22 protein-coding genes are annotated in these 21,083 nt (G+C 73.8%); 5 read left to right on the top strand and 17 right to left on the bottom strand.

Translation table 11 applies throughout. The features are described 5' to 3' along the window. Positions 1 to 12: 12 nt before the first annotated feature. Positions 13 to 1,032 (bottom strand): aquaporin, encoded by a 1,020-nt coding sequence (locus tag J2W21_RS05835; protein WP_307113572.1) that lies wholly within the window; start codon positions 1,030 to 1,032, stop codon positions 13 to 15. 171 nt (positions 1,033 to 1,203) lie between these two features. On the opposite strand from J2W21_RS05835, the gene J2W21_RS05830 reads away from it, so the two are divergent. Continuing rightward, a complete protein-coding gene (locus tag J2W21_RS05830) occupies positions 1,204 to 1,674 on the top strand; it encodes a MarR family winged helix-turn-helix transcriptional regulator (RefSeq protein ID WP_307113571.1) in 471 nt (156 codons plus the stop codon). 26 nt (positions 1,675 to 1,700) lie between these two features. Here the strand turns inward: J2W21_RS05830 and J2W21_RS05825 are convergent, their stop codons facing one another. Next, the gene (locus tag J2W21_RS05825; RefSeq protein ID WP_307113570.1) at positions 1,701 to 2,954 is read right to left on the bottom strand and encodes a chloride channel protein; all 1,254 of its coding nucleotides are present in this window, start codon (positions 2,952 to 2,954) and stop codon (positions 1,701 to 1,703) included. 127 nt (positions 2,955 to 3,081) lie between these two features. Here J2W21_RS05825 and J2W21_RS05820 point away from each other — a divergent pair, with 127 nt between their 5' ends. Next, positions 3,082 to 4,062 (top strand): ADP-ribosylglycohydrolase family protein, encoded by a 981-nt coding sequence (locus tag J2W21_RS05820; RefSeq protein WP_307113569.1) that lies wholly within the window; start codon positions 3,082 to 3,084, stop codon positions 4,060 to 4,062. Positions 4,063 to 4,112: 50 nt separating this feature from the next. Here J2W21_RS05820 and J2W21_RS05815 read toward each other — a convergent pair whose 3' ends face one another. Continuing rightward, entirely contained in the window at positions 4,113 to 4,700 is a 588-nt protein-coding gene (locus J2W21_RS05815; protein ID WP_307113568.1) for a DUF4395 domain-containing protein, read from the bottom strand. 72 nt (positions 4,701 to 4,772) lie between these two features. Continuing rightward, positions 4,773 to 5,801 (bottom strand): exonuclease domain-containing protein, encoded by a 1,029-nt coding sequence (locus J2W21_RS05810; RefSeq protein ID WP_307113567.1) that lies wholly within the window; start codon positions 5,799 to 5,801, stop codon positions 4,773 to 4,775. A gap of 124 nt (positions 5,802 to 5,925) precedes the next feature. On the opposite strand from J2W21_RS05810, the gene J2W21_RS05805 reads away from it, so the two are divergent. Continuing rightward, complete coding sequence (locus tag J2W21_RS05805) at positions 5,926 to 6,705, top strand: DedA family protein (protein WP_373423082.1); 780 nt, start codon at positions 5,926 to 5,928, stop codon at positions 6,703 to 6,705. Positions 6,706 to 6,771: 66 nt separating this feature from the next. Here the strand turns inward: J2W21_RS05805 and rdgB are convergent, their stop codons facing one another. Together rdgB and rph are read right to left on the bottom strand one after the other, a co-directional pair. Continuing rightward, positions 6,772 to 7,386 carry an RdgB/HAM1 family non-canonical purine NTP pyrophosphatase gene (gene rdgB / locus J2W21_RS05800; RefSeq protein ID WP_307113960.1) on the bottom strand — a complete coding sequence of 205 codons (615 nt, stop codon included), beginning with the start codon at positions 7,384 to 7,386 and terminating at the stop codon, positions 6,772 to 6,774. A 122-nt stretch (positions 7,387 to 7,508) separates the two neighbouring features. Further along, positions 7,509 to 8,273 carry a ribonuclease PH gene (gene rph / locus J2W21_RS05795; protein WP_307113566.1) on the bottom strand — a complete coding sequence of 255 codons (765 nt, stop codon included), beginning with the start codon at positions 8,271 to 8,273 and terminating at the stop codon, positions 7,509 to 7,511. Positions 8,274 to 8,297: 24 nt separating this feature from the next. Between rph and J2W21_RS05790 the strand changes: the two genes are divergently transcribed. Then, complete coding sequence (locus tag J2W21_RS05790; protein ID WP_307113565.1) at positions 8,298 to 9,152, top strand: aldo/keto reductase; 855 nt, start codon at positions 8,298 to 8,300, stop codon at positions 9,150 to 9,152. A 25-nt stretch (positions 9,153 to 9,177) separates the two neighbouring features. Here J2W21_RS05790 and J2W21_RS05785 read toward each other — a convergent pair whose 3' ends face one another. The 4 genes from J2W21_RS05785 to clpS are packed head-to-tail and all read right to left on the bottom strand — an operon-like array spanning position 9,178 to position 11,842. Beyond that, a complete protein-coding gene (locus J2W21_RS05785; protein WP_307113564.1) occupies positions 9,178 to 9,975 on the bottom strand; it encodes an MBL fold metallo-hydrolase in 798 nt (265 codons plus the stop codon). Then, positions 9,972 to 10,958, bottom strand: a complete 987-nt coding sequence (murI, locus tag J2W21_RS05780; protein ID WP_307113563.1) for a glutamate racemase — start codon at positions 10,956 to 10,958, stop codon at positions 9,972 to 9,974. The genes J2W21_RS05785 and murI overlap by 4 nt, the downstream gene beginning before the upstream one ends. Then, positions 10,951 to 11,532 (bottom strand): DUF2017 domain-containing protein, encoded by a 582-nt coding sequence (locus J2W21_RS05775; protein WP_307113562.1) that lies wholly within the window; start codon positions 11,530 to 11,532, stop codon positions 10,951 to 10,953. The genes murI and J2W21_RS05775 overlap by 8 nt, the downstream gene beginning before the upstream one ends. Then, a complete protein-coding gene (gene clpS, locus J2W21_RS05770) occupies positions 11,525 to 11,842 on the bottom strand; it encodes an ATP-dependent Clp protease adapter ClpS (RefSeq protein WP_307113561.1) in 318 nt (105 codons plus the stop codon). Before clpS ends, J2W21_RS05775 begins: the two co-directional genes overlap by 8 nt. A gap of 123 nt (positions 11,843 to 11,965) precedes the next feature. Between clpS and J2W21_RS05765 the strand changes: the two genes are divergently transcribed. After that, complete coding sequence (locus J2W21_RS05765) at positions 11,966 to 13,255, top strand: nicotinate phosphoribosyltransferase (RefSeq protein ID WP_307113959.1); 1,290 nt, start codon at positions 11,966 to 11,968, stop codon at positions 13,253 to 13,255. Between the two features lie 40 nt (positions 13,256 to 13,295). Here J2W21_RS05765 and J2W21_RS05760 read toward each other — a convergent pair whose 3' ends face one another. The 7 genes from J2W21_RS05760 to J2W21_RS05730 all read right to left on the bottom strand — a co-directional run bounded on the left by J2W21_RS05760 (position 13,296) and on the right by J2W21_RS05730 (position 20,947). Then, on the bottom strand, positions 13,296 to 13,886 hold the full coding sequence (locus J2W21_RS05760; protein ID WP_307113560.1) for an isochorismatase family protein: 591 nt from the start codon (positions 13,884 to 13,886) through the stop codon (positions 13,296 to 13,298). 115 nt (positions 13,887 to 14,001) lie between these two features. Further along, a complete protein-coding gene (locus J2W21_RS05755; protein ID WP_307113559.1) occupies positions 14,002 to 15,840 on the bottom strand; it encodes a DEAD/DEAH box helicase in 1,839 nt (612 codons plus the stop codon). Next, positions 15,837 to 17,312 carry an MFS transporter gene (locus tag J2W21_RS05750; RefSeq protein ID WP_307113558.1) on the bottom strand — a complete coding sequence of 492 codons (1,476 nt, stop codon included), beginning with the start codon at positions 17,310 to 17,312 and terminating at the stop codon, positions 15,837 to 15,839. The genes J2W21_RS05755 and J2W21_RS05750 overlap by 4 nt, the downstream gene beginning before the upstream one ends. A 4-nt stretch (positions 17,313 to 17,316) precedes the next feature. Further along, positions 17,317 to 17,628, bottom strand: coding sequence for a DUF3039 domain-containing protein (locus tag J2W21_RS05745; RefSeq protein WP_307113557.1), 312 nt, complete (start codon positions 17,626 to 17,628; stop codon positions 17,317 to 17,319). 29 nt (positions 17,629 to 17,657) lie between these two features. Further along, positions 17,658 to 18,440, bottom strand: a complete 783-nt coding sequence (gene nagB / locus J2W21_RS05740) for a glucosamine-6-phosphate deaminase (protein ID WP_307113556.1) — start codon at positions 18,438 to 18,440, stop codon at positions 17,658 to 17,660. 150 nt (positions 18,441 to 18,590) lie between these two features. Beyond that, a complete protein-coding gene (locus J2W21_RS05735; protein ID WP_307113555.1) occupies positions 18,591 to 20,189 on the bottom strand; it encodes a transporter in 1,599 nt (532 codons plus the stop codon). After that, positions 20,174 to 20,947 (bottom strand): ABC transporter ATP-binding protein, encoded by a 774-nt coding sequence (locus J2W21_RS05730; RefSeq protein ID WP_307113554.1) that lies wholly within the window; start codon positions 20,945 to 20,947, stop codon positions 20,174 to 20,176. The genes J2W21_RS05735 and J2W21_RS05730 overlap by 16 nt, the downstream gene beginning before the upstream one ends. Between the last annotated feature and the right edge of the window lie 136 nt (positions 20,948 to 21,083).

The raw sequence follows: 21,083 nt of genomic DNA, 5'->3' as shown, positions 1-21,083 counted from the left end.
ACCGCCTCTCTCTCAGCGGTCCTTGTCGAAGAACTCGCGCGCGTCGTCCTCGGCGGTGCGCTCGGGCGCCCGCCCGGCCTCTTCGCGCCCGGCCTCTTCGCGCCCGGGCTCCTCAGGCGCGGCCGCAGCACCGCTGGCCTCGCCGCCCTCGGTCGGGCGGGCCGCGGCCCTGCCCTGCTCGGCGTCGGCCACGGCCACCGCGGTCTCGGAGACGCGCGTGCCGTCGTCGCGCGTCGCCTCTGCGGTGAGGTCCTCGACGCCGCCGGCAGTGGCCCCGTGGAGCTCGTCCGGGGAGCCGAAGCCGCGGAAGATGAGGCCGGTGAGGACCGCTCCGAGGAGGGGGGCGACCCAGAAGAGCCACAGCTGGCCGAACGCGTTGCCCTGGGCGAACACGGCGGTCGCGGTCGAGCGGGCCGGGTTGAGCGAGGCGTTGGTGATCGGGGCGATCGCCTGCACGAGGATCGCCAGGCCCAGGCCGATCGCCCACGGCGCCATGCCCTTGACCGCGCGCTTGCTGGTGACGAAGAGGATGACGGCCACGAACGCGGCGGTGGCGACGACCTCGGCCAGGAGGCCGGCGGCCATCGGGAACTTGCTCGGCGAGAGGTCGTCGAACCCGTTGGAGAGCTGGGTGAAGATCGTCTGGGAGCTGTTGCCGCTGCTCAGGCTCGGGAGCGTGCGGATGGTGACCCAGAGGATGAGCGTGCCGACCAGGCCGCCCACGAGCTGCGAGGCGATGTAGCCCGGCACCAGCCGCCAGTTGGTGCGCCCGGCCACCGCGAGCCCGAGGGTCACGGCCGGGTTGAAGTGGCCGCCCGAGACGTGCCCCACGGCCGCGATGCCCACCGCGATGCTGAGGCCGACGGCGAAGGGAGTCGGGATCGGCGCCGACGAGGGGCTGCTGAACAGCGCCACGCCGAGCCCCGCGTACGCGAGCAGGAAGGTGCCGAACGCCTCGGCGACGAGCTTGGCGACGACGCTGAACTCGGCCGGCGCCTTCACGGGCGTGGGCGCAGCCACGTCTGTGGTCATGGGGGTCCTCTTTCGTGGAGTGTCGAAGTGCTCACGTGGATGCCTGAGCGGGCGCGCCAGCCCCGGGGGCAGGCCTCCAGCAGACTATCGCCTCGAGAGTGCTGCCCCGAAAAGCGTCCGGCGCCGGCCGGCATGACGGCCAGCGGGTCCCGGCGAACTTAGTCTGGACCCATGGACTCCCTGGACACCGGCCGCAGCGAGGCGTGGGGCCTCACCGACGTCATCACTCGGCTGCGCCGCACACTGCGCGCGGGAGTGCGGGACGAGCTGCCCTGGGAGGCCCTGCCGATGGCGCAGGTGGAGCTCCTCCAGCGCCTTGCCGACGAGCCGGGCCTCGGGGTGAGCGAGCTCGCCCAGCGGCAGCACCTCGCGAAGAACACCGTCAGCAATCTGGTGGCGCAGATGGCCTCCTCCGGGCTGCTCGAGCGGCGGGCGAGCGAGGCGGACCGCAGGGCGGTGGTGCTGAGCCTCACCGCCGACGGCCACAGCCGGCTGGCCCACTGGCAGCAGGCCAACGAGCGGCGCATCCGGCGCGCGCTCGCCTCGCTCGCCGCCGAGGACCAGGACACGATCAACCGCGCGCTGCCGGCCCTGCGGGCCCTCGCGTCCCGCATGGAGGCCGAGGCCGCAGAAGAGGCCTAGGTGCACTGCCGCCGGCGCCCCCGCTCTCAGGCGATATCGGAGAGCCGCGTGCGCTCCAGGAAGTAGACCACCGCGAGCGCCCCGGCCGTCGCCAGCATGGCGGGGACGAGCATCTCCGGGCTCATCCCCGTGAACTCGGAGGCGAGGATCAGTCCGGTCATCGGCGCCCTCATGGTGCTCGCGAGGAAGGCGGCAGCGCCGACGAACGCGAACGCGGCCACGGAGGTCCCGGGGGCGAACGCGTTCACGACGCTCCCGAGGACGATTCCCAGCATCGCGCCGACGGCGACCGACGGCGTGAGCGTGCCGCCCGCGGCGCCGGCCCTGATGGTGGCGAGCGTGGTTCCCGTCTTGGCCACGAGGAGGATCCCGACGAGCGCGAGCGGCGCCATCGCCGAGAAGGCGGTCTGCGCCGCGGCCTTGCCGTTGCCCACCACCTCGGGCAGCACCATCGCGACGGCGCCCACGGCGGCGAAGAGCAGGGGCATCGTCCACAGGATCGAACGGCCGCGGGGGCGCGTGCGTGAGGAGTGGCGGGCGAGCCAGGTGAAGCCGGCCGCGCCGAGGCCGATCACCGGGCCCGCCGCGAAGGACCAGCCCACGAGCGCGGGGGTGAGCTCCACGGGCGGCAGCGCGTACATGGGATCGGTGGGCACCACCAGCCGGGCCACGGTCGCGGCGATCGCGGACGTCGCGAACGCGGGTAGCAGCACCGCGAAGCTCACCTCGGCGAGCAGCACCTCCACGGCGAAGAGCGCCCCGCCGAAGGGGACGTTGTACACCGCCGCGAGCCCGGCGCCGGCACCGCAGGCCACGAGGATCCGCACCTCGCGGGGCGAGAGGCCGGCGGCGCGCGAGACCTTGTCCGCGAGCAGCGCACCGAGCTCGCGCGGCGCCGCCTCCCGGCCGATCGAGGCGCCGAGCCCCACGATGACCACCTGCAGCGCGGCGTTCGCCACGGTGGTGAACCACGGCATCGGGGTGCCCTTCGCGGCGTCCTCGACCGCGACGACCCGCTTCGCCCACGTCCGCAGCGCCCACCAGCCCACGGCGCCGATCACGCCGGCGACGAGGAGCGCCGCCAGCCGCCGCCACGGCGGCGCCTGGGTCGCGCCGTCCAGGAGTGTCCCGTGCGAATAGCCGAACGCGAGGTGTTCGAGGCCCTGCAGGGCGAGGTCGACGGCGATCCCCACCACGCCTGCGCCGAGGCCCACCGAGACGACGACCGCGGCCAGACGCAGCAGCCGGCCGCCCTCCCGGCGGACTCCGTCGACGCTCACGGCAGCACCATCAGCGGCCACCGCTCGGCCAAAGAAGTTCTGTCATAGAACTATTCTAAGGTCGGCGGCCCCCGCGCGCATCCCCCGCCGCGGTGCGGGCGGCATCGGCGCCCACTACGCTGTCTGCATGGACGTCCCCTCCCCCGCCTCCCGCATCCTCGGCTGCCTCGCGGGCACGGCAGCAGCCGAGGCCGCGGCCCTCGCCGGATTCGGGGCGGAGGGAGCCGGCGCATTGCCCGATCAGCCGTCTGCGCGGCCGCTGGGGCCAGCGGGCCAGCTCACGCTCTTCACCGCCGACGCGCTGCTCGAGGCGATCGAATGGGCCAACGACGGCGTGGCCGCGGACGAGGCCGCGTGCGTGTGGCTCGCCTCCCTGCGCTGGGCCGCCGCCCAGGGAGTCCCGCTGTCCCCCGCGGCGCCCCTCGCGCAGCCCCGCTGGCTCGATGGGCAGGACGGCGTCGGGGTCCCGGCCGCCGTGCGGCCGGAGTGGATCCGCTCGCTCGCCGGCGGACAGATGGGCTCCCCCTCGCGCCCGGTCGGCGAGGCGTTCGACGACGCCGGCGCCGCCGCCCACGCCGCCCCCTTCGGCCTCGTCCCCCACATCCCCGCGGCCGCCGTGGTGAAGATGAGCGCGGACTGCGCCTTCTTGACGCACGGGACGCCGCGAGCCGTCCAGGCGGCAGTCGCCGTGGCGTCGATGGCGCACTTCCTGTCGCTGGGCGCGGACGCAGCGACCGCGGCCGGGTCGGCGCGGGCCCAGATCGCCTCCCTGCCCACCCCCGACGCCGGCCTGCTGGACGCGTTCGACGCCGATGCTGCCGCCGCCGCGGGCGGCGGGACGGACGCCGCAGCCGCCCTGGCCGCGGCACTCGGCGCGGTGCTCGCGGCCGAGAGCGCCGCCGAGGCCGGCGACTCCGAGCAGGCCGCCTTCGCCGCCGCCATCGAGCTCGCGGCAGTCCGGGGGCACGACGCGGCCGCGATCGCCGGGGCGCTGCTGGGCACCCGCTGGGGCGCCGATGCGGTCCCGGCCCCGTGGGTGTCCTGCACGGCCGGCATGGGCGCGGCAGAGGGCCTCGCGGCCCGCCTCGCCAAAGCCACCGGGGCCTGACCGGCGAGGCCCTGGCCCCGCCTCAGGCCTTGTGCCTCAGGCCTTGCGCCTCAGGCCTTGCGGCGCAGGGCGATGTCGCTGCAGGCCTCGCAGGCCGAGGCGGGGACGAGGCCTGCCAGCTGCAGCCTGCCGAAGATCCAGCAGCCGAGGCAGAACCCGGCGAACGCCTCGAGGGAGGCCGCGACGATCAGGACGCCGAGGGCTGTCCAGGCGGCGCCCGCCAGCCCGCACGCAGACAGCACCGCAGCGGCCGTCGAGACCACCGCCCCGATGCCCTGGGCGAAGCGCTTGGGCGGCCCGGCGACCAGCCGCGCGGGCCCGAGGCGCGGTGCGATGACATGCACGGCGAGGCGCCCGGCCGGCGAGTAGCGCGGGCCGCCGGCCACCCTGAGCCAGAACCCTGCCGCGATGACCCACAGCCCCCAGCCGGCCCCGGTGGCGAGCCCTGCGGCGAGCACCGCAGTGCTGAGCACCACGATGATGCCCGCGGTGGACCTCGCGGCGTACTCGTTGACCGGGTTCGGGAAGGCGAACGCCCGCGCCAGGAGGGAGGGGCGCGCCTCCACGGGCGCGATGAACTGACCGCCCTGCGGCGCGTCGAAGACTGACGGGGCGGCGGGGGACGTGGGGGCAGCCATGCGGATCATGCTAGGAACTGAGGGGCCAGCACACGAAGGAATGTTGCCCCGGATGACGGAGAGAGGCCTGGTTCAGGCGCTCGCGGCGGGCCAGCGCCCCCCGAGCATCTGGAGGAACTCGCCCTCGGAGAGCACCTCGACCCGTTGCCCCTTCTCCTGCAGCTGCAGGGCGCGCCGGGCCTTGGTGGTCACGCGCCCGGAGGCGAGGTCCGAGGCCACGAACCCGTCGCCCACGACGAGGAGCGTGGTCGCCCGCGTCACGGAGCTGGCCGGCTGCGCCCCGAGCTCGGCGGCCCGGGACTTCGCCTCGCTGCGCGGCATCCCGAGGCTCCCGGTGAAGACGATCCGGTGCCCGAAGAGCGGATGGTGCGGGTCGGCGGCCGCGTTCGCGGGCGGGTTCGCCCCCTCCTGCGGCCAGGGCGCCCAGGTGCGGCCCGAGCGGGAGCCGCCGCCCGCCGTCGTGCTCCCTGCCCCGGAGGAGAGTCCTTCGAGGGCGCGGACCGTGGCCGGGGAGTAGGGATCCCCCGGCACGTACCCGGCCTGGCGCGGGAGGGAGAGCCCGACGGCGCCGTACACCTCCGCCACGGACTCGGCGCCATGGCGGCGTGCGATGTCGACGAGGATGCCGGCGCAGGCCGCCGCGTCCTCGGTGGCGTCGTGGTGGTGCTCGAGGGGCACCCCGGCCTCCCTCGCGGCGAACGGGAGCGAGTGGGAGACGAGGCGGTAGGTCTTGCGGGAGAGGACCACGGTGCAGGCGTAGTCGTAGGCGGGGGCCTCGAGGCCGCTGACCTCGAGGGCCGAGCGGATCACGCCGAGGTCGAAGGCCGCGTTGTGCGCCACGAGGACGTCCTCGCCGATGAACCCGCCGATCTCGGCGAAGAGGTCCCCGAACCGCGGGGACCCGGCCACCATGTCCGGCGTGATGCCGTGGATGGCCACGTTGCGCGGGTCGAAGGCATCGTGGCCGGCCGGGGGGCGCATGAGCCACGAGGCGCGCTCGGTGACGCGCCCGCCGCGGACCCTGATGAGGCCGACGGAGCACGGGGAGCCCCGGAAACCATTGGCCGTCTCGAAGTCGATCGCGGTGAAGTCCAGGGCCACGCAGAGAGCTTAGCCGGAGCGCGCCTGCGCGCCGGCGACCGCCACGCCCCGGCGGACCCAGGGCCCCTGTGGGCTGCCCCACTCCCCCGCCGGCAGGCGCCCCGGCCGGTACCCTTGGAGGGTGATCCCTGCTGCCCTGGCCGATGCCGCCTCCGTCCTGACGCTCGCCGTCCAGCCCAAGACCGCCTCGTTCCTTCCCGACTGGCTCAACCCGGACGTGTTCCTGCGCGACTCGCCGCTGGGGCCCTGGGTGGTGCTCGTGGTGTGCGGGATCATCTTCGCCGAGACGGGCCTGCTCGTCGGGTTCTTCCTCCCCGGCGACTCGATGCTCTTCACGGCCGGTCTGCTCGTGGCCACGGGCGCGATCCGGTTCAACCTGTGGCTCCTGGCCCTCCTCGTCGTCGTCGCGGCCATCATCGGCAACCAGTGCGGCTACCTCATCGGCTCCAAGGCCGGCCCCGCCCTCTTCAACCGGCCCGATTCGAGGCTGTTCAAGCGGGAGAACGTCGAGAAGGCCCACGCGTTCTTCGCCAAGCACGGCGGCAAGGCGCTCATCCTCGCCCGGTTCGTGCCGATCATCCGCACCTTCGTGCCCGTGATCGTGGGCGTGGCCGGCATGAACCGGACCCGGTTCTTCCTCTACAACGTGATCGGCGCCGTGCTCTGGGGCGGCGGCGTCACCCTCCTCGGCGCCTGGCTCGGCCAGTACGCGTGGGTGGGCAAGAACATCGACCTCATCTTCGTCGTGATCGTGCTCGCCTCGGTGCTCCCGATCGCCATCGAGTTCCTCCGCGGCCGCTCCGCGCGCCGGCAGGCCGAGGCCTTCGGCACGGACCCGGTGGACGAGTTCATCGAGGAGCACGAGCCGGTCGAGGAGCGCAAGACCAACCCCGACTGGAAGTAGCCGGCCCCGGCGCTGCCCGGCTCGGCCGTGCAGCGCCCGGACCCGCCGGGCCTGACCTGCAGGGCGTCAGCCGCGCAGTGCCTCCACGATGGCCGGCAGCAGCGCCCGGAATGCGTGCCCGCGGTGGCTGATCTCGTTCTTCTGCTCGCGGCTGAGCTCGGCGACGCTCAGCGCCAGGCCCTCGGGCAGCAGGATCGGGTCGTAGCCGAAGCCGCCCTCCCCGCGGGGCTCGCGCAGCAGCGTGCCGGGCATCTCGCCCAGCTCGACCGTCTCGTAGCGCGTGCCCTCCTCCCCGGGCACGGCGAGCGCGGCGGCGCACACGAAGGCGGCCTGCCGGTGCTCGTCCCGGACGTCGCCGAGCTGGGCCAGGAGCAGTTCGAGGTTCGCCTGGTCGTCGCCGTGGCGGCCGGCCCAGCGGGCCGAGAAGATGCCGGGCGCGCCGCCGAGGACCTCCACGGCGAGGCCCGAATCGTCCGCGATCGCCGGCAGGCCTGTCGCCTCGGCCACCGCGCGCGCCTTCTTCAGCGCGTTCTCGGCGAACGTCACGCCGTCCTCCACGACGTCGGGGCCGCCCACCGCGCCCGCGTCGACCACCTGGGTGTCGACGTCCAGGCCGGGAACCTGGTCGCGCAGCAGGTCGCGCAGTTCCTTGAGCTTGCCCTGGTTGTGGGTGGCGAGCACGAGCCGGGGTGCGGGGACGGACGACGGCGAGTGGTCGGCGCCGTGCGCGGCGCGGGGTTGGGCAGCGCTCGCCGCAGTGCCGCTGTGCTCCTCCGCGCCGGCTCCGCCGGCGCCGGCAGCGCTCACCGCAGTGCCTCGGCCAGGGTCTCCCGCTGGATGTCTGCCAGCTGGGCCGTGCCCAGCAGGGCCAGGTCCAGCAGGCTGTCGAGCTCGTCGCGGTCGAACGGGGCGCCCTCGGCGGTGCCCTGCACCTCGACGAACTTGCCCGAGCCGGTGACCACGACGTTCATGTCCGTCTCCGCGCGCACGTCCTCGACGTAGGGCAGGTCCAGCATCGGCACGCCGTCGATGATCCCCACCGACACGGCGGAGACGGTGTCCACGAGCGGCTCCGCGCCGCGCTCCACGAGGCCCTGCTCCTTCGCCCAGCGGACCGCCTCGGCGAGCGCCACGAAGGCGCCGGTGATCGCGGCGGTGCGGGTGCCGCCGTCGGCCTGGAGCACGTCGCAGTCGAGGACGATCGTGTTCTCCCCAAGCGCCTTCGTGTCGATGATGGAGCGCAGCGACCGGCCGATCAGCCGCGAGATCTCGTGCGTGCGGCCCCCGATGCGGCCCTTGACCGACTCGCGGTCGGAGCGGGTGTTGGTGGCCCGCGGGAGCATCGCGTACTCGGCCGTGACCCAGCCCCGGCCCTCGCCCTTGAGCCAGCGCGGCACGCCCTCGGTGAACGACGCGGTGCACAGCACGCGCGTGTTGCCGAACTCGATCAGGGCCGATCCCTCGGCCTGCTTCGACCAGCCGCGGGTGATCGAGATGGGCCGGAGCTGGTCGGGCGTGCGGCCGTCGGCGCGCGCGGCGGAGGGACTTCCAGGGGTGCTTGGGGTCATGGGACCAGCTTATAGACTCGCCGCATGGTCACCGAAGTCCCCACCGTCGCGCTGCCCAACGGAACCGAAGTGCCCGTGCTCGGCCAAGGCACCTGGTACCTCGGGGACTCGTCCTCGAGCAGGGCCGAGGAGGTCCGGGCCCTCCGCACCGGCCTCGACGCGGGCCTGACGCTCATCGACACGGCCGAGATGTACGGGGACGGGCGGGCCGAGGAGCTCGTCGGCGAAGCCATCGCCGGGCGCCGCGACGAGGTGTTCCTCGTCAGCAAGGTGCTGCCGTGGAACGCGACCGCCCGCGGCACGGCCGCCGCGCTCGAGGCCAGCCTCCGCCGGCTCGGCACGGACCGCCTCGACCTGTACCTCTACCACTGGCGCGGCAGCACGCCGCTGGCCGAGAGCGTCGCGGCGCTCCAGCGCCTCCAGGAGGAGGGCAAGATCCTCGCGTGGGGCGTGAGCAACCTCGACCCGGACGACCTCGACGAGCTCGCCGCCCTCCCGGGCGCCGGAGGCCCGGCAGGGGTCCAGACCGACCAGGTCCTGTACAACCTGGGCCGCCGCGGGATCGAGGCAGACCTGCTGCCGCGCCTGCGCCGCGAGGGCGTGCCGGTGATGGCGTACTCCCCCATCGAGCAGGCCCGGCTGCTCGGCCACCCCGCCCTCGGCGCCGTGGCGGCCCGGCACGGGGTGGACGAGGCGGCCGTCGCGCTGGCCTGGGTCCTGCGGGGCCCCGGCGTCATCGCGATCCCGAAGGCGGGCACGGCCGAGCACGTGCTCGCAAACCGCGCGGCGCTCGATGTGGTGCTCGATGCCACGGACCTCGCCGCGCTCGACGCAGCGTTCCCGCCGCCGCGCGGGCCCGTCCCGCTCGAGATGCTCTAGGCCGCCGGCCCCGGCGGCGCCGCGCTCAGACCGTGTAGTGCACGCCCGCGACCGCGACCGCGATCGGGCCGCCATAGGCCTGCTGGGCCTCGGCGACGGAGCGGTTCGCGTCGTTCCACACCGGAAGGTGGGTCAGCAGCAGGCGCTTCGCGTCGGCGTCGTGCGCGGCCTGGCCGGCCCGCAGGCCGGTGAGGTGGACGCCGTCGATCGCGTCGTCGCGGCCCTCGTGGTAGGCGGCCTCGCAGAGGAAGAGGTCGCTCTCCCGCGCCGCCTCGACGAGCCCGGCGCACGTGTCGGTGTCGCCCGAGTAGGTCAGGACGCGCCGCTCGACGCCGCCCGCCCCGTCGGGCTCGGCCGACTCGACCCGCAGCGCGTAGGCCTCGGCGATCGGGTGCCGCGCCTGGAAGGCGGTGAAGCGGAAGGGGCCGAGCTCGACCGGCTCGCCGGCCGCCCACTCGTGGAACTCGAAGTCCTCGGCCAGGTCCGTCGGAGGCTCCATGTCGAGGGCGATGGTGATGCGCTTCTTCGTCGCCGCCGGGCCCCACACCGGGATGCGCCCGGCGGTCCAGCCGTTCGGGTCCCAGTGCACCGCGATGTGCAGGCCCGTGAGGTCCATGCAGTGGTCCGGGTGGAGGTGGCTGAGGAGGACGCCGTCGATGTCGCTGAGGTCGACGTAGCGCTGGAGCACGCCGAGCGCGCCCGAGCCGAGGTCGAGCAGGATCCGCCAGTCCCGCTCGCCGTCGTTGGCCGTCAGGAGGTAGCAGGAGGCGGGCGAACTCGGGCCGGGGAACGAACCCGAGCAGCCGACGATGGTGAGCTTCACGGTGCCATCCTGCCCGCGTCGCGCAGGGCGAAGTGGGAGATCCGGGCCGACCCGCCGCGCGCCCGGGCCTCCTCGAGCATGGCCGGCGTGATGGTGGCCAGGCTCGCGGTGGGGTAGCGGGCCGCGACGTGGTCCGCGTGCTCCACGCCCTGGACCTCGGGGCCCAGGAAGCGGCGCGCGAGCGTCTCGAACTGCGCGGGGTCCCCGGTGGCCACGAAGCGGTGCACGGGCGGCGTGCTCCCGGTGCGGACGAGGTCGTGCCGCATGAGCGCCCGGTAGACGTCCTTGGCCGTCTCCTCGGCGCTCGAGACGAGCGTGACGCCCTCGCCCATGACGTAGGAGATGACCCCCGTCAGGAGAGGGTAATGGGTGCAGCCGAGCACGACCGTGTCCACCCCGGCCGACTTGAGCGGGGCGAGGTAGCCTTCGGCGGCCTCGAGGAGCTCCGGCCCAGTGGTGACGCCCGCCTCGACGAACGGGACGAAGTCCGGGCACGCCGCCGAGGTGATCTTCAGGTCCGGCGCGGCGGCGAAGGTGTCCTCGTACGCGCGGGAGCCCACCGTGGCGCTCGTCCCGATCACGCCGACGCGGCCGTTGCGGGTGGCGGTGACGGCGGCGCGCACCGCGGGCTGGATCACCTCGATGACGGGGATCCCGTAGCGGGCCGTGTAGCGCTCCCGCGCGTCCCGCAGCACGGCCGCGGTCGCCGAGTTGCAGGCGATGGTCAGGGCCTTGACGCCCGAGTCGACGAGCTCGTCCATGACCCCGAGCGCGAACGCCCGCACCTCCGCGATCGGCAGGGGCCCGTAAGGGCCGTGGGCGGTGTCGCCCACGTAGACGATCGACTCCTGGGGCAGCTGGTCGATGACGGCACGGGCGACGGTGAGGCCCCCCACGCCGGAGTCGAAGATGCCGATGGGGCGCTCCGAGCGTGGGAGCTCCTCCGCGGAGCCGAGCTCGCTCAGCGCTGCCGGCTCACTCATGGCCGCTCCCCCGGGAGCGCACGCGCCGGGCGTCGAGCATCGCCTCGATGAGGGTCGTCTGGAGCCATGTCACGAAGTTGTACACGAGAGCAAGGTACGCCTCGACGTCCTCCGCCGCGGACCAGTCGGTGACCGCGTGGACCTTCTCGGCGTCCTCCTCGGTGCGGATCCCGAGGCGGGAGGCGAGGACGAGGCGGACGTCGTTGAGCGCCGTCGACCAGTGCTGCGCGCCGGCGTCGTCGAGCACGAGGTGGCGCGACTCGAGGGAGAGGGACGCGGCGCGGAGGGCGCCGGTCTTGCTCTCGCGCAGGGACCGCTCGGTCAGGCGCCGGAAGTCGAGCGCCGCCTCGGGGTCGTCCTTGAACGCGTTGGGCAGCAGCCTGGCGAGGGCGGGGTCCTCCGGCTCGGTGGCGTGCGGGGAGAGCCCCACGAGCGCTTCGAGGGGATCCTGGTTCCCCGTGCCCGGATCGAGCATGCCGATGACGTCGTTGAAGAGCCCCCGCAGGAGCTCCCGCTCGGGCTCCTCGAGCCTGCCCGTGATGCCTCGGCGGCCATAGGTGAACGGCTCAGCCATGCTCGCCGGACCTCTCCACCGTGGCCCACAGGCCGTAGGTGTGCATCGCGACCGCATGCTGCTCGACCGTCTCCTTCGATCCGTGGCTCACAATCGAGCGGCCCTCTCTGTGGACCTGCATCATGAGGGCATCGGCCTTGGCCTCCGAGTAGCCGAAGTAGGACTGGAACACGTAGCTGACGTAGCTCATGAGGTTGACCGGATCATTCCAGACCACGAGGTTCCACGGGGTCAGCCGTGCGGCATCCTCCCGCGCCTCGATCTGCCCGGCGACCTCCTGGGAGGGCTCGGTGGCGACGCTGATGCTCATGCGCTCCATTCTAGGCAGGCCCTCCGACGCCCCGGCGGCCACCGCCGCCGGACCGGCCCGGGGGCCGCCATATAGAGTGGCACCGTGACCGATCCGAGTCCCTGGGCCCCGCCCCGCACGTCCCTGTTCACGGACCACTACGAGCTCACGATGCTCCAGGCCTCCCTCCATTCCGGCGCCGCCCACCGGCGCTGCGTCTTCGAGGCCTTCGCGCGCCGGCTTCCGGACGGGAGGCGCTACGGCGTGGTCGGCGGCACCGGGCGCCTTCTCGAGGGCATCACGGCGTTCCGCTTCACCGACGAGGAGCTCGGGTTCCTCGAGCGCGCCAAAGTGGTGAACAGCGAGACGCTCGACTACCTCGCCGGCTACCGGTTCTCCGGCGACGTCTACGGCTACGCCGAGGGTGAGGCGTACTTCCCCAACTCCCCGATCCTCATCGTCGAGTCCACCTTCGCCGAGGCCTGCATCCTCGAGACCTACGTGCTCTCGGTGCTCAACCATGATTCCGCGATCGCCTCCGCGGCCTCGCGGATGACGACGGCGGCCGGCGGCCGCCCCTGCATCGAGATGGGCTCGCGGCGCACGCACGAGGAGTCCGCGGTCGCCGCGGCCCGGGCGGCCGTGATCGCCGGGTTCGCGAGCACGTCCAACCTCGAGGCCGGGCTCCGCTACGGCATCCCGACCGTGGGCACCGCCGCCCACTCGTTCACCCTCCTGCACGACACCGAGCGCGACGCGTTCGAGGCCCAGATCGCCTCGATGGGGCCCGGCACCTCGCTGCTGGTGGACACCTACGACGTCGAGCGGGCTGTCCGCACCGCCGTCGACATCGCCGGGGAGAAGCTCGGCGCCGTCCGCCTCGACTCGGGGGACCTGATCGAGCAGGCGCACTGGGTGCGCCGGCTCCTCGACGAGCTGGGCAACGCCAACACCCGGATTATGGTCACGTCCGACCTGGACGAGTACGCGATCGCTGCGCTCCAGTCCGCGCCCGTGGACGCCTACGGCGTCGGAACCTCCCTCGTCACGGGCTCCGGGGCGCCCACGGCGTCCATGGTGTACAAGCTCGTGAGCCACACCGACGAGGCGGGGCACGAGGTGTCCGTGGCCAAGGCGTCCAAGAACAAGGCCAGCGTCGGCGGCCGCAAGTATGCCCTCCGCCGGCTCGACGAGCGGGGGCGTGCGACACAGGAGATCATCGGCGTGGGGCACCGGCCGCACGACGACGGCAACGACCGGCCGCTGCTCGAGCACTTCATCGCCGGCGGCGAGCTCAAGCCCGGCTGGACGGGGCCCGAGGGCGTCGCCCGCGCGCGCGAGCGGCACGCGGCCTCCCTCGCCGAGCTGCCCTCGTCGGTCCAGCGCATGCACCGCGGCGAGGCGGCGATCCCCACCGTCTACGAGGAGTCCTGACCTCCTGACCCCATCCGGGGGTCACCATCGTCGACCCGGGTCAGGCCACGGCAACCCCGGACGTCTCGAGTTCTCGGTACGTCGGCCCGAGGTCGTCGGCGATCCCGGCACACAGCCCGCGGAGCACCCGGGTCGCGTAGCCGGACCGCGCGGCGTCGAGCGCCGTGGCCCGCACGCAGTAGTCCGTGGCGATCCCGGCGACGTCGACGGCACCGATGTGGTGCCCGCGCAGCCACTCGTCCAGGGTCGCCGAGTCGTCCGAGGCCCCGGCTGCGTCGCCGTACTGGGCAAGGTGTCCCTCGAACCCGGAGTAGGCGGCGGCGTACTGCCCCTTGCGGAACATCGCATCGACCCCTGCGACGTCCAGGTCCGGGTGGAACTCGGCGCCGGCGCTTCCCGCCACGCAGTGCGGCGGCCAGGAGTCGACGAAGTCGGGGTGGTCGGAGAAGTGGTGGCCCGGATCGATGTGCCAGTCCTGCGTTGTCACCACGGCGTCGTAGTCGGACGCGTGCTCGGCGAGGAACGAGGTGATCCGGGAGGCGACGGCCGCTCCGCCGTCCACCGCGAGGGATCCCCCCTCGCAGAAGTCGTTCTGGACATCGACGATCACGAGTGCGCGGGATGTGCCCATGGCACCATTGTGGCCCTTCGGCGCGCCGAAGACCCGCAGGACGTGACGCACGGAAGATGCGCCCCCAGCAGGTGGCCCCCAGAAGGCCCCCCCCCAGAAGGCCGGTGGGCGGGCGTCAGGTGCGGCCCACGAACCAGTCGGCCAGCTTGGACAGCCGCGCCTTCAGCTGCGCCTCGTCCGCCTGGGCCACGGCCGGCCCGCCGCACAGCTCGCGCAGCTTGTTGTGCACCACGCCGTGCGGGGTGCCGGTCCGCGCGCTCCATGCCGAGACGTTCTTGGCGAGCTCGTTGCGCAGGTCCATGAGCCGGCGGTGGTCGGGGACGCCCGAGGGGCCAGACGTTGCCGTGGGCCTCGAGCCGCGCCGTGACACCTGCTCCTGCTGCCGCTGCCGCAGCAGCGTGGCGACCTGGTCGGCGTCGAGCAGCCCGGGGATGCCGAGGAAGTCGAGCTCGTCGTCGGAGCCGACGTCGCCGCCCATCCCGAACTCGCCCCCGTCGAAGAGCACGCGGTCGAACGCTGCCTGGGACTCGAGCGCCTCGTACTTGCCCTTCGCGAGGGTGTCCGAGGCCTTCTCCTCCCGGTTGGCCTCGTCCAGGAGGGACTCTTCGAGGTCCATGAGCCCGTCCTCCCCGCTCGAGGGGCGGTCGAGGGCGTGGTCCCGCTCGGCCTCCATCGAGTTGGCGAGCGCCATGAGCTGCGGCACGGACGGGAGGAAGACCGACGCCGTCTCACCCCGCCGCCGGGCGCGGACGAAGCGCCCCACGGCCTGGGCGAAGAAGAGCGGGGTCGAGGTCGAGGTCGCGTAGACGCCGACGGCGAGGCGCGGCACGTCGACGCCCTCCGAGACCATGCGCACCGCGACCATCCAGCGCTGGGTCCCGGCCGAGAACTCCTCGATCTTCCCCGAGGCCTTCGCGTCGTCGGAGAGGATGACCGAGGGCGACTCGCCGGTGATCTTCTTCAGGAGCCCGGCGTAGGCGCGGGCATCCTCGTGGTCGGTCGCGATGACGAGGCCGCCGGCGTCGGGCACAGTGCGGCGCACCTCGGTGAGGCGGCGGTCGGCACCGGCGAGGACGGCGGGAATCCATTCGCCCTGCGGGTTGAGCGCGGTCCGCCAGGCCTGGGCGGTGATGTCCTTCGTCACGGCGGCCTCGCCGAGGGAGGCCGCCATCTCCTCGCCGGCGCTCGTGCGCCAGCGCATCTGGCCCGAGTAGGCCATGAAGATGACGGGCCGCACCACGTGGTCCCGCAGGGCCTGGCCGTAGCCGTACGTGTAGTCCGCCTTCGAGCGGCGGATGCCGTCCTTGTCCTCGGCGTACTCGACGAAGGGGATGGGCGAGGTGTCGGAGCGGAACGGGGTACCCGTGAGGGCCAGGCGCCGCACGGCGGGGTCGAAGGCCTCTCGCAGGCCGTCGCCCCACGAGAGGGACTCGCCGCCGTGGTGGATCTCGTCGAGGATGACGAGGGTGCGGGCCGCCTCGGTCTTGGCCCGGTGCAGGAGCGGCTTGCTCGCGACCTGGGCGTACGTGACGGCGACGCCCATGAAGCCGCGCCCGTGCTGGCCGTCGGCGTTCTTGAAGTTGGGATCGATCGCGATCCCCACCCGTGCCGCGGCGTCCGCCCACTGCCGCTTGAGGTGGTCGGTGGGGGCGACGATCGTGACGCGGTTGATCTGCCCGCGCTCGATCAGGGTCGAGGCGACGCGCAGCGCGAACGTCGTCTTGCCGGCTCCGGGCGTCGCGACGGCGAGGTAGTCCTTGGGCGCGAGCGCGAGGTACCTCTCGAGCGCCTCCTGCTGCCAGGCGCGCAGCTTGGGGGCGGTGCCCCAGGCGGCGCGTTCGGGGTAGGCGGGGGGAAGCGCCGCGGGAGAGGCCTGCGGGGCCGCCGGGCCGCCGTCGGACGCGGAGGATCCGGCGTTCGACGACGACTGGTCGCCGAAGAGCGTTTCCCTCACGCGAGGTCCTCGTCTGCTGCAGTGGAGGTAGCGGCCGCCGGCGCAGCGGACCTCGCGCCGGCGAAGGCGGACAGGAAGGCCGACAGGGTCAGAGCACCGGCCAGGAGGGCGAAGACGCCGGGTCCGGGAACCGCCTCCGGCGTCAGCAGCAGCGAGTACAGCGTTCCAGCTCCGGCGGTTCCCATCACTCCACCGAGCATATCGGCCATCTGCAGCGAGGCCGAATTCCGTCCCCGGTCGACGGCCTCGCTCAGGTCCAGGACGAGCACCGAGGTCGTGGTCGTGGCCAGCCCCATCCCGGCGCCCGCGAGGAACCACGCGATGGCCAGGAGCCACGGCGCCGCGGCGGCGGCGACCACGGCCGCGATCGAGCCGAGGCCCACGGTGAGGACCACGGATCCGAGCACGAGGAACGTCGGCTTGGCGAGCCATCCGCGCGCCTGCACGAACGAGCCGACCGTCCAGCCGAGCGCGCCGCCGGTGAGGGCCAGCCCGGCGACGGAGGGCTCGAGCCCGTAGGCGTCGACCAGCATGAGCGGAATGAACGCCTCGGCGCCGAAGAACGCGAGCGTCAGGAGGCCGCGCACCACCATCACCGCGGGCAGCCCCCGCGCGACGCGGGCCACCCCGCGCGGCATGAGGCGGGGTGCCGTCGCCGCGACCGCGGCAACCCCGCAGAGCACGACGGCGGCGAGCACCGCCGCGGGGACGGTGGCCCTCGCGCCGGGGTCACTCCAGGACTGGGCGGCCCACTGTGCGGCCGCGACGCCCGCGGCGAGGAGCACGCCCAGGAGGGCCCGGCGTCGTCCTTCGCCGGGTACGAGGGTGGTCTCCTCCGGCGCGCCGAGGCCGCGCACCCGCGGCCACGTGAGCACGACCGCCGCGATGACAATGGGGGCCACGCCGAAGAACACCCACCGCCAGCTCGCGTGCTGGGCGAGCAGGCCGGAGATGTAGGGACCCACGAGGGACGGCAGGACCCAGGCGGCGGAGAACCAGCTGAACAGCACGGGCTGGAGGGCGGAGGGCAGCGCCTGCCCGATGATCACGTAGAGCGGGACGATCATGAAGCCGGTGCCGGCACCGGAGACCATGCGTCCGAGGGTGAATACCCCGAAGTCCCCTGCGCCGCCGGCCAGGACGAGGCCGCCGGTCATGAGGACGAGCCCGACCAGCAGCGAGGGCCGCGGCCCGGCGCGGTCGCACCAGGGCCCGGCGGCGGCGGTGGCGGCCAGGGACGCGGTGAGGAACAGGGAGAACGCGAGGCCGTAGGCCCGCTCGCCGCCGAGGTCGGCGGCGACGACCGGCATCGCGGTCGTCACGGCCATGGCCTCGAAGGCGCTGCACGTGACGATCGCGAGGAGGCCCACCACGAGCCCCCGGTAGGCGGCGGACAGGAGCCCGTGCGGGCGCGCCGGGGCCCCGCCAGCGCCGTGGGGCCCGTGGGGCCCCTCCCCCACAGGCGCCGTCACGGGGTCATGACTGGTTGTCGTCGTTGCTCGGGCGCAGGCCCTCGTAGATCTCCTTGCACGTGGGGCACACGGGGAACTTCTTGGGGTCGCGGCCGGGCGTCCAGACCTTGCCGCACAGCGCGATCACGGGCTCGCCGGTGAGGGCGGACTCCATGATCTTCTCCTTGCGCACGTAGTGGGAGAAGCGTTCGCGGTCGCCCGGCTCGAGCTCCTCGCGGAGCTCCTCGCGCTCGATCGTGGCGGTGGAGCCGCCGAGGCCGGGGTCGCGGGGGTCGTCGGCGAACGGGTCCGGGGGCATGGTGCTCATGGGGTCCATGCTAGCCCCGGGCGGCGGGGGCGCCCCAGTCACAGGCCCTGCCATGCGGGCTTGTTCTCGTAGATGTGGCGGTAGTAGTCGGCGAGGTTCAGGGCCGAGGCCGCGGCCTCGTCCACGATCACCGTCGTGTGCGGGTGGAACTGCAGCACCGAGGCGACGCACATCGCGGTGACCGGCCCCTCGACGAGCCCGTGCACGGCCTCGGCCTTGACGGCCCCGGTCGCCACGAGCACCACGTGCCGCGCATCCATGATGGTCCCGACACCCTGGGTGACCACATGGTGGGGGACCTCGTCGATCGAGGAGAAGAATCGCGCGTTGTCGCGGCGGGTCTGCTCGGTGAGGGTCTTGATGCGGGTGCGGGAGGCCAGCGAGGACCCCGGCTCGTTGAAGCCGATGTGGCCGTCGGTGCCGATGCCGAGGATCTGGAGGTCCACTCCCCCGGCGTCGAGGATCGCCTGCTCGTACCGCGCGCACGCGGCCTCAAGGTCGGCCGCGGCACCGTCGGGCGTGTGGACGCGCGCCGGATCGATGTTGACCCGCCCGGCGAAGTCGCGGCTGACCACGGAGCGGTAGGACTCGGGGTGGTCGGCCGGCAGGCCGACGTACTCGTCGAGCGCGAAGCCGGAGGCCCGGGAGAAGTCGAGTCCCTCCTCGGCGTGGAGGCGGGCCAGCTCGTCGTAGACGGGCAGCGGCGAGGACCCGGTCGCGAGGCCGAGCACGGCGTGGGGCCGGCGCTCCAGCAGGGCGGCGAAGGCGGACGCGGCGGTCCTGCCGACCTCGTGTGCGTCCTTGAGGATGACAACTTCCATGCTGGGCTCTCCCGTCGCGTCGCTGGCACGTTCCCCGCCGGACGGCGCATCTCCGGCTCCGGTTATCCTACGTCCTATATCTGGCCTGGGGCGAGTCCGCGCACGACGGCGGGCGCCCGCCGTCGTGCGCCGGCTCGCCGCGGACGCGCCTCAGCGCACCCGCACGAGGCTCGCGTACAGCTCGGGGCCGCGCGCGTCCATGAGGCGACCGCCGAGGAGCACTCCCGCGGCGAGCAGCGCTACGCCGAGCAGCACGCCCGCGCCGAGGGCCGCCCACGCGAAGGCCGCGGCGCCGGTCGCCGCCGCGAGCACCGTGAGGACGATCTCGGGCGCGGCGAGGATCCCGAGCGCCGCGATGCCGCCGAACTGGACGAGGAACGTCTGGGCGCTGTTGCCGGCGGGCTTCTTGAACGGGCTCTCCCCGGGCAGCGGCACCGCCATGGTGTACCGCGCCGAGACCACGGAGGAGAGCCCGACGCCGCTGAGCAGCACCCCGAGCGCCAGCCCCAGGAGGGCAGGGAAGAGGGCCCAGTCCCCCGCGAGGGCGAACGGGAGCGCGGTGATGAGCGCCGCGGCCGGCAGGGCGAACAGCAGCAGGGCCGCCGCCCGCCCGAGCCGGTCGGCCCAGCCGCGCACGCCCGCCGCGAGGTGCATCGAGAAGGCCGTCGAGTCATAGGAGACGTCCGCGGAGATGGACCAGGCCAGGACGAAGGCGGAGATCGGCCCGGCGAGCGGGAACGGCCCCTCGAGCACCGACCCGGAGGTGTGCCGGCCGGCCACGGAGGCGACATAGAGCACCACGGGCAGCAGCGGCACCACGATGAGACCGGTCGTGTACCGGGGGTCGCGGATCCAGTAGGTGAGCGCGCGGGCCGCCACGGCGCCCGCCGGCGAGGCGGGCATCCACCCGAAGGCGCCCAGCCCGCGCCGCGGCGCGGGCGCCCGCCCGGACCCCCTGCTGCCCGGGTTCTCGAGGGCGCGCGCGAGCGCCCAGGACCATCCCCAGGCCGCGAGGAGCAGCGCCGCGGCAGTGATCAGCAGCTTCGCGGCCGCCTCGCCCAGCCGGCCCTCGGCCGCGGCGGCGGGCGCCGAGAAGGCCGAGCCGAGGGGCGTCCAGGCGAGGACGTCTGCGGCCCGGGAGACGGCGGTGGTGCCGCCCTCGCCGATGCCGCGGGCGAGGAGCGAGAGGCCGGGGCCGAGGAACATGATCGGCACGATGAACAGGATGCGGCTCACGTCGCGGAAGCGGCGCGAGGAGGCCAGCTCCGCCACGACGCTCGCCACGAGCCGGCTCGTGACCACGCACAGCGCGAGTGCGAGCAGCGCGCCCAGGACGGCCACGGCGACGACGAGACCGCCGCGTGCCCACGTCACGGTCGTCCCGGCGAGGGCGAGCGCGGTGCACACCCCCGGCACGCCGATGAGCCCCGCGGCCGCCTGGCCGACGAGCAGCTGCCGCAGCGGGATGGGGTACAGCGCGAACCTAGCCGGATCCAGCGTGAGATCGATCCCCGAGAGCAGGATCGGGGTGAGCGCCCACCCCACGACGAGGAGGGAGCCGGCGAGCACGAGCACGGTCTCGGCGAGGGACGCCGGGGCGGCCCTGAGGGCCACGAGCCCCACGAGCGCGAGCGAGAGGATCCAGAGCCCGTACAGGGCCCCGACGATCACGCCCACGAGCTGCCACGGGCTGCGGCGCAGGCCGTTGCGCAGGAGGGTCAGCTTGAGCCGGATCAGGTGTGCAACCACGACAGTCCCCCCGTGCGTCCCGGCGCACCCACGAGCTGGACGAAGCGGTCCTCGAGCGAGGCGCCCGCGCGGACCTCGTCCACCGTTCCCGCCGCGAGGATCCGGCCCTGGGCCACCACGGCGACGTGGTCGCACATGCGCTGCACGAGGTCCATGACGTGGCTCGAGACGACGACGGTGCCGCCCGAGCGGACGAAGTCGGCCAGGATGGTCCGGATCCCCGAGGCCGAGATGGGGTCCACCGACTCGAAGGGCTCGTCCAGGACGAGGACCCGGGGCGCATGGACGAGCGCCGCGGCGAGCGCGATCTTCTTCGTCATGCCGGCCGAGTAGTCCACCACGAGCGTTCGGCCCGCGTCGGTGAGGTCGAACGCCTCGAGCAGGTCGCGGGCGCGCCCGGCGACGGTCGCGCGGTCCATGCCGCGCAGGAGCCCCGCGTAGGTCAGCAGCTGCTCCCCGCTGAGCCGGTCGAAGAGGCGGACCCCGTCGGGGAGCACCCCGAGCAGGCGCTTGGCGCCGAGCGGGTCTGCCCACACGTCGACCCCGAGCACGACGGCCGTGCCGGCGTCAGGGCGGAGGAGCCCGGTGGCCATCGAGAGGGTGGTCGTCTTGCCGGCGCCGTTCGGCCCGACCAGGCCGTAGAACGAGCCGGCTGGCACGTCGAGGCTGATCCCGTTGACGGCAGGCTTGCCGCCGAACGTCTTGACGAGGCCCCTGAGGGAGAGCGCGGCGGGCGCGGCCGGGCTGGGAGCATCCATGCCACCACGCTAGCAAGGCGCCCCCCGCAGCGGATGAGCCCCGAGGATGAGGATCGGCTCAGCCTTGAGGATGATCCCCGCCACGGGCCTCGGCCGTGCGCCCTTCTCAGGAGAGGACTGTGCTCAGAAGATCGTG

This window comes from Sinomonas atrocyanea, assembly GCF_030811715.1.
GTDB classification, from domain to species: Bacteria; Actinomycetota; Actinomycetes; order Actinomycetales; family Micrococcaceae; genus Sinomonas; species Sinomonas atrocyanea_A.
The sequence above is the reverse complement of the archived record's forward strand: the minus strand, read 5'-3'. Positions and strand labels throughout refer to the sequence as shown.

Coding starts and splice junctions, on each gene's coding strand:
- J2W21_RS05730 (WP_307113554.1), bottom strand. CDS start 20,947: ATGGATGCTCCCAGCCCGGCCGCGCCCGCCGCGCTCTCCCTCAGGGGC.
- J2W21_RS05745 (WP_307113557.1), bottom strand. CDS start 17,628: ATGGACCCCATGAGCACCATGCCCCCGGACCCGTTCGCCGACGACCCC.
- clpS (WP_307113561.1), bottom strand. CDS start 11,842: ATGAGCATCAGCGTCGCCACCGAGCCCTCCCAGGAGGTCGCCGGGCAG.
- rph (WP_307113566.1), bottom strand. CDS start 8,273: ATGACCCCAAGCACCCCTGGAAGTCCCTCCGCCGCGCGCGCCGACGGC.
- J2W21_RS05830 (WP_307113571.1), top strand. CDS start 1,204: ATGGACTCCCTGGACACCGGCCGCAGCGAGGCGTGGGGCCTCACCGAC.
- murI (WP_307113563.1), bottom strand. CDS start 10,958: ATGAGTGAGCCGGCAGCGCTGAGCGAGCTCGGCTCCGCGGAGGAGCTC.
- J2W21_RS05815 (WP_307113568.1), bottom strand. CDS start 4,700: ATGGCTGCCCCCACGTCCCCCGCCGCCCCGTCAGTCTTCGACGCGCCG.
- J2W21_RS05820 (WP_307113569.1), top strand. CDS start 3,082: ATGGACGTCCCCTCCCCCGCCTCCCGCATCCTCGGCTGCCTCGCGGGC.
- J2W21_RS05760 (WP_307113560.1), bottom strand. CDS start 13,886: ATGGGCACATCCCGCGCACTCGTGATCGTCGATGTCCAGAACGACTTC.
- J2W21_RS05790 (WP_307113565.1), top strand. CDS start 8,298: ATGGTCACCGAAGTCCCCACCGTCGCGCTGCCCAACGGAACCGAAGTG.
- J2W21_RS05835 (WP_307113572.1), bottom strand. CDS start 1,032: ATGACCACAGACGTGGCTGCGCCCACGCCCGTGAAGGCGCCGGCCGAG.
- J2W21_RS05775 (WP_307113562.1), bottom strand. CDS start 11,532: ATGGCTGAGCCGTTCACCTATGGCCGCCGAGGCATCACGGGCAGGCTC.
- nagB (WP_307113556.1), bottom strand. CDS start 18,440: ATGGAAGTTGTCATCCTCAAGGACGCACACGAGGTCGGCAGGACCGCC.